14 protein-coding genes are annotated in these 14,633 nt (G+C 54.8%); 10 read left to right on the top strand and 4 right to left on the bottom strand.

All coding sequences use genetic code 11. The features are described from left to right. The first annotated feature begins 128 nt into the window (after positions 1 to 128). The 5 genes from E5161_RS02505 to gyrA all read left to right on the top strand — a co-directional run bounded on the left by E5161_RS02505 (position 129) and on the right by gyrA (position 7,683). Positions 129 to 944: a GDSL-type esterase/lipase family protein gene (locus E5161_RS02505; RefSeq protein WP_169306558.1), complete on the top strand. Its 816-nt coding sequence runs from the start codon at positions 129 to 131 to the stop codon at positions 942 to 944. Beyond that, on the top strand, positions 941 to 1,939 hold the full coding sequence (locus E5161_RS02500; RefSeq protein WP_136776404.1) for an ABC transporter ATP-binding protein: 999 nt from the start codon (positions 941 to 943) through the stop codon (positions 1,937 to 1,939). Before E5161_RS02505 ends, E5161_RS02500 begins: the two co-directional genes overlap by 4 nt. Continuing rightward, positions 1,932 to 2,921 (top strand): ABC transporter permease, encoded by a 990-nt coding sequence (locus E5161_RS02495; protein ID WP_136776076.1) that lies wholly within the window; start codon positions 1,932 to 1,934, stop codon positions 2,919 to 2,921. The genes E5161_RS02500 and E5161_RS02495 overlap by 8 nt, the downstream gene beginning before the upstream one ends. 109 nt (positions 2,922 to 3,030) lie before the next feature. Beyond that, the gene (gene parE / locus E5161_RS02490) at positions 3,031 to 5,004 is read left to right on the top strand and encodes a DNA topoisomerase IV subunit B (RefSeq protein WP_136776074.1); all 1,974 of its coding nucleotides are present in this window, start codon (positions 3,031 to 3,033) and stop codon (positions 5,002 to 5,004) included. Positions 5,005 to 5,208: 204 nt separating this feature from the next. After that, on the top strand, positions 5,209 to 7,683 hold the full coding sequence (gene gyrA / locus E5161_RS02485; RefSeq protein WP_136776072.1) for a DNA gyrase subunit A: 2,475 nt from the start codon (positions 5,209 to 5,211) through the stop codon (positions 7,681 to 7,683). 3 nt (positions 7,684 to 7,686) lie between these two features. On the opposite strand, the gene E5161_RS20650 is transcribed toward gyrA, so the two are convergent. After that, positions 7,687 to 7,863, bottom strand: a complete 177-nt coding sequence (locus E5161_RS20650) for a hypothetical protein (RefSeq protein ID WP_169306557.1) — start codon at positions 7,861 to 7,863, stop codon at positions 7,687 to 7,689. A 194-nt stretch (positions 7,864 to 8,057) separates the two neighbouring features. Here E5161_RS20650 and E5161_RS02480 point away from each other — a divergent pair, with 194 nt between their 5' ends. Beyond that, positions 8,058 to 8,540 carry a MarR family winged helix-turn-helix transcriptional regulator gene (locus tag E5161_RS02480; RefSeq protein ID WP_136776070.1) on the top strand — a complete coding sequence of 161 codons (483 nt, stop codon included), beginning with the start codon at positions 8,058 to 8,060 and terminating at the stop codon, positions 8,538 to 8,540. 79 nt (positions 8,541 to 8,619) lie between these two features. Here E5161_RS02480 and E5161_RS02475 read toward each other — a convergent pair whose 3' ends face one another. Together E5161_RS02475 and E5161_RS02470 are read right to left on the bottom strand one after the other, a co-directional pair. Continuing rightward, complete coding sequence (locus tag E5161_RS02475; RefSeq protein ID WP_136776068.1) at positions 8,620 to 9,486, bottom strand: class I SAM-dependent methyltransferase; 867 nt, start codon at positions 9,484 to 9,486, stop codon at positions 8,620 to 8,622. A gap of 22 nt (positions 9,487 to 9,508) precedes the next feature. Then, positions 9,509 to 10,255 (bottom strand): response regulator transcription factor, encoded by a 747-nt coding sequence (locus E5161_RS02470; protein ID WP_136776066.1) that lies wholly within the window; start codon positions 10,253 to 10,255, stop codon positions 9,509 to 9,511. Between the two features lie 143 nt (positions 10,256 to 10,398). Between E5161_RS02470 and E5161_RS02465 the strand changes: the two genes are divergently transcribed. Continuing rightward, positions 10,399 to 12,465, top strand: coding sequence for an ATP-binding protein (locus E5161_RS02465; RefSeq protein WP_169306556.1), 2,067 nt, complete (start codon positions 10,399 to 10,401; stop codon positions 12,463 to 12,465). A 62-nt stretch (positions 12,466 to 12,527) separates the two neighbouring features. Here E5161_RS02465 and E5161_RS02460 read toward each other — a convergent pair whose 3' ends face one another. Then, on the bottom strand, positions 12,528 to 12,875 hold the full coding sequence (locus E5161_RS02460) for a helix-turn-helix domain-containing protein (protein ID WP_136776061.1): 348 nt from the start codon (positions 12,873 to 12,875) through the stop codon (positions 12,528 to 12,530). A 206-nt stretch (positions 12,876 to 13,081) separates the two neighbouring features. On the opposite strand from E5161_RS02460, the gene E5161_RS02455 reads away from it, so the two are divergent. From E5161_RS02455 to E5161_RS02445, 3 genes are all read left to right on the top strand, one after another. Continuing rightward, entirely contained in the window at positions 13,082 to 13,285 is a 204-nt protein-coding gene (locus E5161_RS02455; protein WP_136776059.1) for a hypothetical protein, read from the top strand. Between the two features lie 115 nt (positions 13,286 to 13,400). Then, positions 13,401 to 13,673 carry a hypothetical protein gene (locus E5161_RS02450; protein WP_136776057.1) on the top strand — a complete coding sequence of 91 codons (273 nt, stop codon included), beginning with the start codon at positions 13,401 to 13,403 and terminating at the stop codon, positions 13,671 to 13,673. Positions 13,674 to 13,855: 182 nt separating this feature from the next. Next, positions 13,856 to 14,626, top strand: coding sequence for a GT-D fold domain-containing glycosyltransferase (locus E5161_RS02445; RefSeq protein WP_136776055.1), 771 nt, complete (start codon positions 13,856 to 13,858; stop codon positions 14,624 to 14,626). Positions 14,627 to 14,633 lie beyond the last annotated feature (7 nt).

Here is a 14,633-nt window from a genome sequence, read left to right as displayed (position 1 = left end):
CGGCTGTGCGATTTGGCGCACTCGGACGGTTTTTGCTTTCCTCCTTCGCAGCATTTGAAAAAGAACGAATGAAGAGTTATCGTGAAGAGAAAGCGGAAATTTACGTCTGTATAGGGAGAGAACGGGTCATGAAATCGACTTCCTGGTTATGGCGGGGACTCGGCATCACATCGTTGGTCTGTACCTTGCTCATGATGGCGGGTTTCGGCTGGGCCTTGAAAGATAACTGGTTCCCCCAAGCGGGCATGGCGGTTCCGAAATCCGCGCCGCCGCCTTCCGCTGCACCCGGGAGTCTCGCTTCCAAAAAAGAGCTGAAAATCGTCGCGATGGGAGACTCGCTGACCGTCGGTACGGGCGACGCAACGGGGAGCGGATACGTGAAAACGGCGGCGGACGGCCTTTCGAAAACGATGCATAAACCGGTTCGCGTATTGAACAATTTAGCCCTGAACGGGCTGCGGGCGGATCAGCTGCTGAAGCTCCTCGACGATAAAGGCTATCATAACGCGATCGTGCAGGCCGACATCGTATTTCTCACCATCGGCGCCAACGACCTTTTCCAAATCGCGCAAAACGGAGGATCGATGGCGCAAGGCGGAGATCTGTCCCCGGAACAATTGGAACGGCGGATGCCGGAAGTCCAAACGCGGTTAAAGGACGTCTGGGCCAAGCTTCGCGGCATGAATCCGGCAGCGAGAATCGTTTATGTCGGCTTATATAATCCGTTTTACGACAATCCGAACATGCAGCCGGCAAGCGATCTGCTGCAGGAGTGGAACCGGTTCGCGCACGGGCTGTCCGTCTCGGACGGCAACGCAACGGTCGTTCCGACTTACGATTTGTTCGAATCCGACATAGGCCGGTATTTATCGTCGGATCACTTTCACCCGAACGAGGCCGGTTACGCGAGAATTGCCGACCGGGTCGTACAGGCGCTTCAATAGACGGGAAGGAGACTGCCGCAGTGAGGGATCAGACGTCTCATCATCGGGAAACCGTCCTGTCGGTACAGGGCGTCAAAAAAAAGATCGGAGGCAAGCCGATCATTAAAGGTGTCTCCTTCGACGTGCGGGCCGGGGAAATTTTCGGCTTTCTCGGGCCGAACGGTTCGGGCAAAACAACAACCATCCGCATGCTGGTCGATTTGATCAAGCCGACGGAAGGGCGCATTCTTGTCTGCGGCGAAGACGTAAACCGCACGCCGGAACGCGCGCTTCGGCACGTCGGCTGCATCGTGGAAAATCCGGAGATGTACGGCTATTTGACCGGCTGGGAAAATCTCGAGCATTTTGCCCGCATGCAGGAAGGTATCACGCATGAACGAATCCGGGAAGTCGTGGAGACCGTCGGCATGGACATGCGGATTCACGACAAGGTGAAAACCTACTCGCTCGGCATGCGGCAGCGGCTGGGCATCGCGCAGGCGCTGCTCGGGAAGCCGAAGCTGCTCATTTTGGACGAGCCCACGAACGGCCTGGATCCGCTCGGCATCAAGGAGCTGCGGGAATTCATCCGGCAGCTGGCCGACGGCGGCATGAGCCTGTTCATCTCCAGCCATTTGCTGAGCGAGATTCAGCTCATGTGCGACAGGGTCGCCATCATCGCCCGCGGGGAAGTGATCGCTGTCGGCGATGTGGATGAGCTCGTTTCGCAAGCCGATACGTATACCGTATGGCAGCTGGACAAGCCGGAGGAAGGACACGCCATGCTGGCCGCCGATCCGGAAGTGCGCTTGGTGAAGGAAACCGAGCACCGGATCGATGAAGCGCTGCTGGCGGGCATGCCTGGGGCGATAATTACCGTCATGGACGAAGACCGCATTGCGGAGCGGGTGCGGCGGTTTGTGGAAGCGGGAATCGGCGTGCGGACGGTGCAGCGGGTCGCCCCTTCTTTGGAGGAGTTATTTTTACGGCTGACGGAGGGGGAGCGCATTGGCTAACTTGCTGAACCTGGTGCAGAACGAAACGATCAAGGTATGGAAAAAAAGGCGGTTTGCCGTCGTTCTCCTCATTCTGTTGATCCTAATTCCTGTATTCGTCTATGCGCAAATGAAAATCGCCCAAAACTCCGCGCAAAAATTCAAGGGCGATTGGCGAGCGGAGCTGCAGACGCAGATTACCGACAACACAAGGGCGCTCGGCAGCGACCGCATTCCGGAAGAGTGGAAAAAATGGCGGCGCGCGCTCGTGCAGCAGCTGCAATATTATCTCGACCACGACATTAACCCGCGTACCCCGAACGCCGTCACTTTCACACGCGGATTTATGGATAATGCGGTCACGCTTTTCATTCCGCTTATGGTGCTCGCGATCGCGTCCGATCTTGTGTCGTCCGAACGCTCTTCGGGGACGGTCAAAATGCTGCTCACCCGTCCGGTGCGGCGATGGCGGATTCTTTTGTCAAAGCTGGTTACGCTGACACTATACGTTTCCCTTATTATTGTGGCGACGGTCCTTCTTTGCTACTTGATCTCCGGCCTTGTTTTCGGTTACCGGGGATGGGGGGAGCCGGTCTTCATCGGGTTCCAGGTCTCCGGCGCCGACGTGAACACTTCCGGAGTCCATGCCGTTCCGCAGGTGATTTATGTCCTGATGCAGGCGGGCTTGGCCTGGTTCGCTTCGATGGTGGTGGCCATTTTGGCGCTGATGGTGTCCGTGCTCGTACGAAGCACGGCGGCCAGCTTCGTCACGATGATGGCGGCGATTATCGCCGGCGCGATTTTGACCAATATGGCCTCTTCGTGGCACAGCGCAAAATATTTATTTAACGTCAACCTCGAACTGACGTCTTATTTGCAAGGAACGCCGCCCCCGATTGAGGGTATGACGCTTGGCTTTTCGCTTGCGGTGCTTGCGGTTTGGGCCGCTGCGGGACTGGTCGTGTCTTTTGGCGTCTTTACGAAGCAAGACATCTTGAATTAGAATAAACGAATGATGCGTTAGCAGAATGGATGTTCGGGTGGCGGAAATGCGTGCTGTCATCCGATATCTCCATTCGGCGGCGCCAGACAGGAATTAAGGAGGTCCATCTGTGACCGAACAATTGGATCTGTTCGCGGAAAGCGCGGCGGCGGCGGGAACGGAATATAGCGCGGACGACATCCAGGTACTCGAAGGATTGACAGCGGTTCGCAAAAGACCGGGCATGTATATCGGCAGCACAAGCGCTTCGGGTCTTCACCACCTGGTGTGGGAGATCGTCGACAACGCGGTGGACGAGCATTTGGCCAAACATTGCTCCCGCATCGACGTCATTGTGCACGCGGATCAGTCTGTCACCGTGACCGACAACGGCCGAGGTATCCCGACCGGCATGCATAAATCCGGTATTCCCACACCTCAGGTGGTGTTCACGATTCTTCATGCCGGAGGCAAATTCGGCGGCGGCGGATACAAAAAATCCGGCGGACTGCACGGCGTAGGAGCATCGGTAACCAACGCGCTGTCGGAGTGGCTCGAAGTGGAAGTTTACCGTGACGGTAAAATACATAAAATGCGGTTCGAGACATGGGTCGACAACAAAGGGATCGAACACGTGGGAGAGCCTGTCACCGGACTGGAAGTGACCGGCAATACGGGGAAAACCGGTACCAAGGTGACGTTTAAGCCGGACGTGAAAGTTTTCCACGGCAACATCTCGCTCAACTATGACACTTTGGCCGAACGGCTGCAGGAAATCGCCTTTCTGAACTCCGGATTAAAGGTTACGCTCACGGATAAACGAAGCGGGAAACAGGATGAATTTTATTACGAGGGCGGAGCAAGCCAATTCGTACAATATTTGAATGAGGATAAGACCGTTCTTCATGACGTCGTTCATTTTACGGCGGAGAAAGACGACATTGAGGTGGAAGTCGCCCTTCAATATAACGACGGTTACACCGAAACGCTGGTCTCGTTCGTCAACGCCATCCCGACCCGCGGAGGCGGGACGCATGAGACCGGCTTCAAGACCGCATATACCCGCGTAATGAACGAATATGCACGAAAAACCGGACAGCTCAAGGAAAAAGAGAAAAACCTGGACGGCAACGACTTGCGCGAAGGTATGATGGCGGTTATTAACATCAAAATGGCGGACGTGGAATTTGTGGGCCAGACGAAGGACCAACTCGGCAGCGCATCGGCGCGCAGCGCGGTGGATGCCGTGGTCGCCGAGAAAATGGCGGTTTTTCTGGAGGAAAATCCGCAGGTGGGCGGCATGCTGATCCGCAAAGCCGTGCAAGCGTCCAAAGCCCGCGAAGCGGCCCGCAAAGCGCGCGAGGAAGTGCGCTCCGGCAAGAAGAAGAGCGAGAGCGCGAGCCTCGGCGGCAAGCTCACTCCCGCCCAATCGAAGGACTATACCCGCAACGAGCTGTTCATCGTGGAAGGCGACTCCGCGGGAGGGTCGGCCAAACAGGGCCGCGATTCGAAGTACCAGGCGATCTTGCCGCTCAAAGGAAAACCGATGAACCCCGAGAAGGCGAAGCTAATCGACATTCTGAAAAACGATGAATACAAGGCGATTATCGGGGCAATCGGCGCAGGGATTGGTTCAGAGTTCGACGTAGAAGAATGCAACTATTCCAAAATTATTATTATGACCGATGCCGATACGGACGGCGCGCACATTCAGGTACTGCTGCTCACGTTTTTCTACCGGTATATGAAGCCGTTGATCGACGCGGGCCGTGTGTTCATCGCGCAGCCTCCGTTATATAAAATAACGCGGAAATCCGGCAAACTGGAAACGATCCGGTACGCGTGGACGGATGAGCAGCTGCAGACCTATTTGAAAGAGTTTGGCAAAGGGGCCGAGCTGCAGCGTTACAAAGGACTCGGAGAGATGAACCCGGAACAGCTGTGGGAAACGACAATGAACTACGAAACCCGCACGCTGCTGCAGGTTCATATCGAAGACGCCGCCAAGGCGGAACGTCGGGTGTCCACGCTCATGGGCGACAAAGTCGACCCCCGCAAGCGTTGGATTATTGAAAATGTAGACTTCACTGAGTTCGAGGAATGAATTCCTTCGATCCATCTACCAAACCTTTTGCAAAGGCGTTTCTCCCATCCCCCTAAGTCCCCCTTCCCCGGAAGGGGGATTCCGAGGCGCTGCGCCCTCTGGACACCCGCAATGACAGCTTGGGGAGCATGAAAGACACTGTGTGGATCGAGTGACGTGCGGATTGAACTGTAAGGTTGGGGAAAGAGTTAATGGAGGGACATAATGAGTATACTGGAGAACTTCTTGCCGGCGTTTCTGGAAGAGGTTGTAGGAGACCGGTTCGGGCGGTATTCGAAATACATTATCCAAGACAGGGCTATTCCGGATGTGCGGGATGGCTTGAAGCCGGTTCAGCGCCGGATTCTGTATGCGATGTACGATGCCGGCAATACGCCGGACAAGCAGTACCGGAAATCCGCCAAAACGGTCGGCGACGTGATGGGCAACTATCATCCGCACGGCGACTCGTCCATTTATGAAGGCATGGTGCGGATGGCACAGCCTTGGAAAATGGCGCATCCGCTCGTGGACGGCCACGGCAATTGGGGATCCATGGACGACGATCCGGCTGCGGCCATGCGGTACACAGAGGCACGATTGTCTGCTATCGCGATGGAGCTGCTGCGCGATATCGAGAAACGTACGGTTCTTTTTAAAGACAATTTTGATAATTCCACCAAAGAACCTGTCGTGCTTCCGGCGCGTTACCCCAATCTGCTGGTAAATGGGGTCAGCGGCATTTCGTCCGGTTTTGCCACGGAAATCCCGACGCATAATCTGCGGGAAATCATCGATGCCTGTATTGCCGTCATGAATAAGCCGGACACCACGGTCTCCGAATTGATGGGGATCGTGAAAGGCCCGGACTTTCCGACCGGCGGCATCATCATGGGCGAAGAAGGCATCCGGGAAGCTTATGAGACCGGCAAAGGCCGCATCTATATCCGCGCCAAAACGGCCATCGAGGATGTGCGCGGCGGGAAGCAGCAAATCGTAATCACGGAAATTCCGTACCAGGTCGTGAAATCCAAGCTGACGCTCGCGATCGACAATCTCAGGCTCGAGAAGAAGGTCGAAGGCATTGCCGAAGTGCGAGACGAAAGCGGGCGACAAGGGCTGCGAATTGTGGTCGAGCTGAAGAAGGATGCGGATGCCGAAGGCATACTCGCCTTTTTGCTCAAAAAGACCGATCTTCAGACCACTTATAATTTCAACATGGTCGCGATCGTCAATAAAGCGCCGCGGCAGCTTGGCATCAAACAGATGCTGGACGCCTACATCGATCATCAGAAAGAAGTCGTCACCCACCGGACGAAGTACGATTTGGAGAAGGCGGAAGACCGCGCGCATGTTCTGGAAGGCCTGGTCAAGGCGCTGAACATTTTGGACGAAGTGATCGAGACGATTAAAGCCTCGAAAAACCGCCTAGACGCGCAAAACAACTTGGTCGCCAAATTCGGCTTCTCCGAGCGTCAAGCGGACGCCATTCTGACTTTGCAGCTGTACCGGCTGACGAATTTGGAGATTCACCAGCTGCAAAAAGAGCTGGACGAGGCCAACAAAAAAATCAATCAACTGCGCGCGATCCTCGAAAGCCCGCGCAAGCTGATGGGCGTCATCAAGGATGAGCTGACCGAAATCCGCGATAAATACGGCATCGACCGGCGTTCGGTCATTCAGGGCGAAGTGGAAGAGCTCAAGGTAAACCTTGAAGTGACCGTAGCGGCCGAAGACGTGCTAATCTCGATCAGCCGCGGCGGATACATCAAGCGGACAAGCCTGCTATCCTTCACCCGTTCCGGAGGCGAGCTCGAAAGCGCGGGCGTGAAGGAAGGCGACGTCATCCGGTGGAGTCTTGGGGTGAGCACGCTGGATCCGCTGCTGATTTTCACGCAGAAAGGGCAATATTATTTGCTCCCGGTGCATCAAATTCCTGAATTCAAATGGAAAGACACCGGCACGGCGATCGTGAACGTGCTGCCGATGGCGAAGGATGACCGCATCGTCTCCGTCATTCCCGTGAAGCCGGCAGAGCTCGCCCCGTCCGAAGGCCAAGCGTCGGAAGAGGCGCCGGTGCTCGTCTTCGTCACGAAGCGCGGTCAAGTGAAACGTACGCTGCTTAGAGATTATGCGACCAGCAGAAGCATGGCCATCGCGGCGTGTAAAGTGTCGGACGGCGACGAAGTGCTCACCGTGTTCCGTACGGACGCGTCCGGCGATCTGATGCTGGTCAGCGAGCTCGGCATGGGGATCCGTTTTGCGGAGAACGAAGTGAGCGTACAGGGCCGGGTAGCCGGCGGAGTTCGCGGCATCAACTTGAAGGAGCAAGACATGGTGGCCGCTGCGATGCAGGTTACGGGAGATGAAGGCGAGATACTCGTGCTCAGCGATCACGGATATGCCAAGCGCACGCTGCTGCTCGATTATCCGCTGCAGGGACGCGGCGGCAAAGGGATCCAGTCTTTCGAATTCAAGGAAGGCAAGCGGGTAAAGCCGAACGGCACGAAGCTCATTTCCGCTTTTCACGTTAAAGAAGCCGTCACCATATTAGGCGTGACGGCAGCGGGTACGCATATGGAGTTTGTTTCGGAAAACGCTCCGATCGACGACCGCCGCAGTCAAGGTAAGGCGGTGACCCAGACGGAGCGGGGAGACTTGCTCGCGGAAGCCTTCATCAAGCCGCTTCAATTGCCGTAAAGCTCAATCATACGGTCCGTTCTGCGGGTCCGTGCGGTCGATCCACCTTAACAGTAAATCCAATACGACCCACATGGGCACCGGTTCCTCGAGCCGGTCCAGCCACTGTGGGTCTTCTATTATCCCGGCATCTAATGCCATCTGTCCGATCATGCGAATCCGTTCATTCTGAGAAGCCATGATGATCGCCTCCTTACCGCACGTTGTTCCGGGTTTCTTCATGTTCTGCAACAGTATATGTCATGGGCTGTCGCCCGGTTCTTCTTTTTGCGGATTTATGTCGTAAATATTTAATTGCATTAAACTATCTTTCGACATGGCCCCTCGGTATAATGAAAGAGAAGGCAAGGTTCGGGAGGAGTGAAGGCAATCCGATGGACACGGCGGCGGAATTTGTGAAAATCTGGATGAAGCTTACGAAGGACTGGAACGCGCAGATGGAAGAGGAACTGGCGCCCGGTTTAACGGCCGGTCAGCTGGAAGTGCTGGAGCTGCTTCTTGCCAAGGAGCCGATGAAGCCTTCGGAGCTGCTTCCTTTTTTGCAAACGACTCCTGCTGCGATTACGACATTGCTGGACAGGATGGAGCGGAGCGGATTAGTGGAAAGAAAAAGGGATGAGTCCGACCGCAGAATCGTCTGGATTCATATGACCGATCAGGGACGTTCCGAGGTGGAGAGAGGATTGGCCGTTCGAAACGATGTGGCCAACCGGTCGCTGGACCGGATATCCGGTCATAACCGGAGGCTGCTTGTATATTTGATGAGCAAAGTGGCCGGCACCAGAGAGGGCGGGCAAGCCGAATCGGAGAAGCCGGACGGGCAGGACAAGGGTAAGAACAAGGAAAAAGGCGCATGATAGTAACGATAACGAAGGATGATTTGCCCCGCAGCGGTGAACGGCACCGTCTTACGGGGCATTTTATTTTCTGCCTAGATCAGTCGTTCTCCCACCGGCCGTAAATCCCGCAAGGCAGCACCAGACCGCTTTGGGTAATCGGCAGTCCGATTTCGCCGCAATCGAGCCGACCGCCGAATTTGCGGCCGATCGCCATGTGCAGCAAGTTATGCAATACCGTGGGAGAAAGTCCGGTCGTATAGGAATTCACGAGCACGAATAAGGGACGGTCGGACATGATTTCAACGCAGGATTCCAAGAAAGGGTACAAGTTTTCTTCCAGCTTCCACATTTCACCGTTCGGACCTCTGCCGTAGGAGGGCGGATCCATAATGATCGCCTCATATTGGCGTCCGCGACGCTGTTCGCGCTGCACGAACTTGAATACGTCGTCCGTAATATAGCGGATCGGCGCTTCCGCCAAGCCGGAGAGCTGCGCGTTTTCTTTCGCCCATTGGACCATGCCTTTGGCGGCGTCTACATGCACGACATCCGCTCCTGCCGCCGCAGAAGCCAGTGTCGCGCCTCCCGTATAGGCAAATAAGTTCAGCACACGGATGGGGCGCCCCGCGCTGCGGATTTTGTCCATCATCCAGCTCCAGTTGACGGCCTGCTCGGGGAACAAGCCGGTATGCTTGAAGCTGGTCGGACGGATATGAAACTTAAGAGGGCCGTAAGAGATGTTCCACCGGTCCGGAAGCGTGCGCCGAAAAGTCCAGTTGCCGCCTCCGGAGGAGCTGCGGTGATAGTGGCCGTCGGCTTGTTTCCAGCGGCCCGTTTCGGCCGCGAGCGGCCAAATGATCTGAGGGTCGGGCCGGCGCAGCACCACATCTCCCCAGCGTTCCAGCTTCTCGCCGGCGCCGGTGTCGATCAGTTCGTAATCTTGCCAATCTTTCGCCATTTGCATACTGTCGTTTCGTCCTTTGTCGTTAAATAAGTACGGAAGGGTCGTCCGAATCCGGGACGGCACCGGGTGAAAACCGGTAGCCGAAGCCGCGCACGGTCTGAATCCATTGCGGCCGGGAAGGGTCCGATTCCAGCTTTTTGCGCAGATTGCTGACATGCACCATGAGCGTGCGGGTATCGCCTATGCTGTCGGAATGCCACACGCGCCGGTATAGCTCATCCAAAGGGAATACCCGGTTCGGATGGCGCGCCAGTACGGCGAGCAGCTCGAATTCTTTGACGGAGAGCGGGATCCGTTCTCCACCGCGCCTCACTTCCGAACTGATAAAATCGATTTCCAACCCGGGAAAAGTCAGGTTCGGGACTTGTTCCTCCTGGTTTCTCTCCCGCATCCTGCGGCGCCGGATATGCGCCTGCACACGCGCGGCCAGCTGGCTGGGACTGAACGGCTTCGTGACGTAATCATCTCCGCCTTCGGACAAGCCGGTAATGATGTCCGCGTCTTCGCTTTTCGCGCTCAAGAACAAGATCGGGACGTCCGCGCAAGGGCCAGCACGCAATCTGCGGCATACTTCAATGCCATCGGGACGGCCGAGCAGAACGTCCAGTATGATCAAATCCGGCAGCAGTGTTTCCGCGCTGCGGAGTGCTTCTTCTCCGTTATCCGCCGTATGAACCGTAAAACCTTCTCTTTCGAGATAAAGCTTGATTAAATCGGTGATTTCCCGTTCGTCGTCGACAACCAGGATATCGGCTGACGGCCCCTTCACTAGCCTTCCCCCAAACCCATCTTTCTCAAAAGCTTCAATTCATTATAACGAAAGCGTTGACGTCCAAGCAATGCGCCGTTACAATGACCTTCGACAGAAGAGAGGCAGGGCGCGGTCAGGTTCCGCGGACAAGGAGAGTGGCTATGCCGTTCATGTGTTGGCGCAAGCTTTGGCTCGGATTGGTGCTCGCGATAGCTGCTGGTTTGCTGCTTTCGGGCTGTTCGGTCCATGAAACGAAGAAACCGCCGGAGGCGCGTAACGGAACGATCGATCTCACGGGGTGGGATTGGGCTCATGACCCCTTAGTTCCGCTGAGCGGCGAATGGCGGTTCCAATGGCAAGCCGAGCCGGACATACCTCTTAACGGAACGGAAACCACGATTCGGGTGCCGGGGATGTGGGGGGCCATGCAGGCGGGCGACGGACGTACGTATCCTGATGAAGGCGCGGCGGTTTACCGGCTGACGGTGCTCCATGGCAGTTTGAACGGCACGATGGCGATTCGCGTTCCGAATATATTGACGGCCTATGAACTGTACATCGACGGCAAGAAAGTATTCGGCCGGGGACAATATGGCAGGGACGCAGCGGCGAGCTCGCCTTATCAAACGCCGGGTGTCGTGCAGTTCGTCGTTAAGGACGGCCGCACCGAGCTTGAGCTGAAAATTTCCAATTTCGATCACCGCCGGGGCGGTATCCGCACGGAGTTCATCTTGGGGACGGCGGAGCGGATCGAACTGCTTGAAACGCGGCAGTCTTCCCAAGAGTTGATCGTGATCGGCGCGCTGATCATGATCGGTCTTTATCATATCGGATTATTTGTTTTGCGCAGGAAGGAAGCGGGCAATCTGTTTTTTGCCCTGCTTTGCCTGTTCATGGCGCTGCGTACGGGGGTCATCGGCGAAGGCTTTATCGTACGTTGGTTTCCGTCTCTGACCTGGGAATGGGGGACGCGGCTCGACTATATCGCTCTTGCGCTCAGCGCATGGTTTGGCTTCGCTTATTATCAAAGAATGTATCCTCACGAGATGAGGCGCTTTTGGGTACATGTCTCCGGATCGGTTGCGCTTGGACTATGTGCCGTCACGGTTGCTTTTCCGCCGTTGAAATTCACGTCCTGGCTGATCTATTATCAAGCTTATTTGATGACGATTTGCATCGTGATTCTGGCTGCGCTTATTCTCGCCTGGGTGAGGAGAAGGGAAGGGGCGAGGCTTGCGCTCATCGGCGTCGCGGGCGTTGTGGCGGCCATCGTGAACGATATTTTGTTTTATAACGGTTGGTGGCTTTCTTTTGACTTGGTGCCGTTCGGTCTGCTGTTCCTGATTATCATGAATTCCTTCATCATGGCGCTGCGCGCCTCCCGGACTTTCGAGAAGGCCGAACAATTGTCCGCGGAACTCAAGCAGTGGAACGTCCGGCTGGAGGAGAAAATCGAGGAGAGAACCGAGGAACTCCGGAAATCTTACATGACGCTGGAAGAAGCCAAAACGGGACTGGAACGGATGGAGGCATCGCGTCGTCAGCTGGTCAGCAACATTTCGCACGATTTGCGATCCCCCATCACTTTGCTTCAAGGTTATCTGGAGGCGCTGCGCGACGGGGTCATCAGCGGCGAAGATCAGCGGGATGCGACCATTCGTAAAATGCTTGGCAAAGTGGAAGGTTTGAACGGTCTCATCCATGATTTATTCGAATTGTCGGTATTGGAAGCCGGAAGGGTGGAATTGTCTCTCGAAAAGATCACGCTGGCGAAATGGAAAGACAGGCTGCAGGAGCAATTTGCGATGGACATGCGGGACAAGGGAATGGACTACTCCTGCGTTCTGCCTTCCGCAATGGACGGAAAAACCCAGGTATTCGTGGACCTCCGCCGGATGGACCGCGTTTTCGAGAACCTGCTGTTCAACGCGGTTCGGTATACGCCCAAGGGCGGAGAAATACGCGTTGCGCTGCGGAAGAGGGAAGACTCCCGCGAAGTGGAAATTACGGTGGAAGACAGCGGGACTGGCCTCCATCCCGACGATTTGCCGCACATTTTCGAGCGGTTTTATAAAACGGACAAGTCCCGTCATTCTTCCTCCGGCGGAAGCGGTCTCGGACTCGCCATCTCCAAGGAAATCGTCGAGCTGCACCGCGGTGCGATCGGGGCATACAACCGGCAAGAAGGCGGCGGCGGATTCCGTATCACGCTTCCGATCAGCAAATAGAAGCGATTATCGTACCTCAAACAGAAACCCCCGTTCCGATCCGGAAGACGGGGGTTTCACATTCAGCCGTTGCTGCTTTCGAGCGAATCCGCATGGATCAAGTCGGTCATCAAACGGATCGATTTTTTGCGCTGCTCCTGGTTCATGTGCTTCAGAAGGTTCATAATTTCTCGGGTATCTTGCGCGTCCGAAAACTCGGTTTTGTGTTTGGCGGACGTTCCGCCGATGATGTAATCCAGCGAGACGTCAAAATAAGCGGCCAGCTTAATGAGCGTCTCGTATACGGGCTGCCGGTTGTTGATCTCGTAATGGCTGTATGCGGAACGGGTGATGCCGATCTGACGGGCAACTTCCTCCTGCGATATATTTCGACTAAGACGCAATTCACGCAGGCGTTCTCCCATGCTCATAAATCTTGGCTCCTTGAAACGAGTTCATCGGGTTCTATCCGTAATGTATGATACAAAATGTATCGTGTCAAGATGATACCGTGCGATCCACTGACAAGTCCGAATTTTATTTTCCGAACATTTCCACTTTTAATTGTGTTTTGTTTCGTTTCGACATTGTCATCCGGTGGTAAAGTGTGTTGATTGCGGAAGGAGGAGATACGACAATGGACGAACATTATAAAAGACATACTTCGTTGGACGCAGATTCATTGACGTACTCGGAACAAATGGTTTTGGACGCCGTCAAAAAACGCAAAGTGCCGGTGAATGACGTGTCGGAGATCGCCAAAGTATGCAGACTGTCGGAAATGCAAGCCAGTGTGGCGGTGCAGCTGCTCACCCACAAAAAGCTGATCCCTCCGCAGTAAGGATAGCGCCAATTGCTCTCCCGCCAACCCTTACCGAATAGGTAGGGGTTTCTTTATTTTTGTCCAGGTATGGTACAATCCGGGTATAATCGCAGTCAGAATGGGTGGGACGAAGATGAAGACGAACATTTTACAAGCAATCATGACCCATAGTGAAAAGGACGGGTATTTGGGGCATGTCCGTTTCGAGGTCGAAGGACATAAACAGCCGTACGAATTGACGTTGCAAAGCGACGGCCGGTTGGACTACTGGAACTATTCACTGAATTTCGCGAATCAACCCGGCAGTGAGGAAGAAATTGATACGGTGGAAAGAGCCGTCGAGGAAGATGACGAGCTTTTCGACCGGTTGGTGGAAGCCGCGCTTAACAGTCAGGAACAGCCGTGAATAACCTGTTTGAACGAGAACTCCGCGCCCAGCGCGGTTTTTTCTTTTTATGGATATCATTTCTTGTCGCCTTTCTTGCGTTTAAACGCCTTAAACCCGTTTTATTTGTCCAAATGCCGTGTCCCAACCGGATCCCGATACGTATCTTGAAACCATCTAACCGACTAATCGGAGGAGATATTGTGTTCCATAACCGATTGACCAGCTCAGAATTGATGGACCACGTTCTCAAGGCATTAAATAATCGCGAACCGCTTTCCGTGGTATCTGTCGGAGCAACCGAATCTTATGTCATGGCTCAGTATACCGTTCTTTCGGAGGAAGAATTTATGAGCAATGCGGAAGCGGAAATCGCAAACCTTGGCGAGAAGCGGGGGTTTGCGCATAGAGGAGTCCGTTTTCCGAATGTACGAACGCGAGATGACGCGGTCGAAGCGGTCCGCAAAGCGGATATTGTAGGGTATAACACCCTCGTTCGGTGGCCGAATGCCGGCTTGCTTACCGAGCGGGTGTTCGAAGCTTACGACATCAAGCCAAAATGGATTTTCGACTCCTATTTGCGAAGAGTCATGATGTTCTCGCAAAAAGATAAGTTCGAGGAGATGCTTCGCAATCGCCGCCTTCTGCTCGTCGGTGCACTGGCTGATGACGCCGCGGAGGCTTTGAACCGAAATTTGCGAGACCGTCTCGGATTCACCATAGCAGGAACAATACAAGTGGATGAATACGAGGAAATTCCGGACGCAAAAAGGCAAATTCAATCCTGTGAATTTGATTTGTGTCTGCTCGCGGCAGGGACGAACGCCTTGATCTTAGCCAGCTATATTTCTTCTGAACTTGGCAAGGTGGCGCTTGACTTAGGCTCGGGCATGAATAGTCTCATCACCGGGCAAGTCTTTACAGACCCTTGGCTGGATTCTGTCATTGGCTTGGACAACTTGATGAAAATGTAGGAGATGT

Source organism: Cohnella pontilimi (assembly GCF_005049045.1).
In the GTDB taxonomy this organism is placed as follows: domain Bacteria; phylum Bacillota; class Bacilli; order Paenibacillales; family Paenibacillaceae; genus Cohnella; species Cohnella pontilimi.
This window is presented reverse-complemented; position numbering and strand designations above follow the sequence as displayed.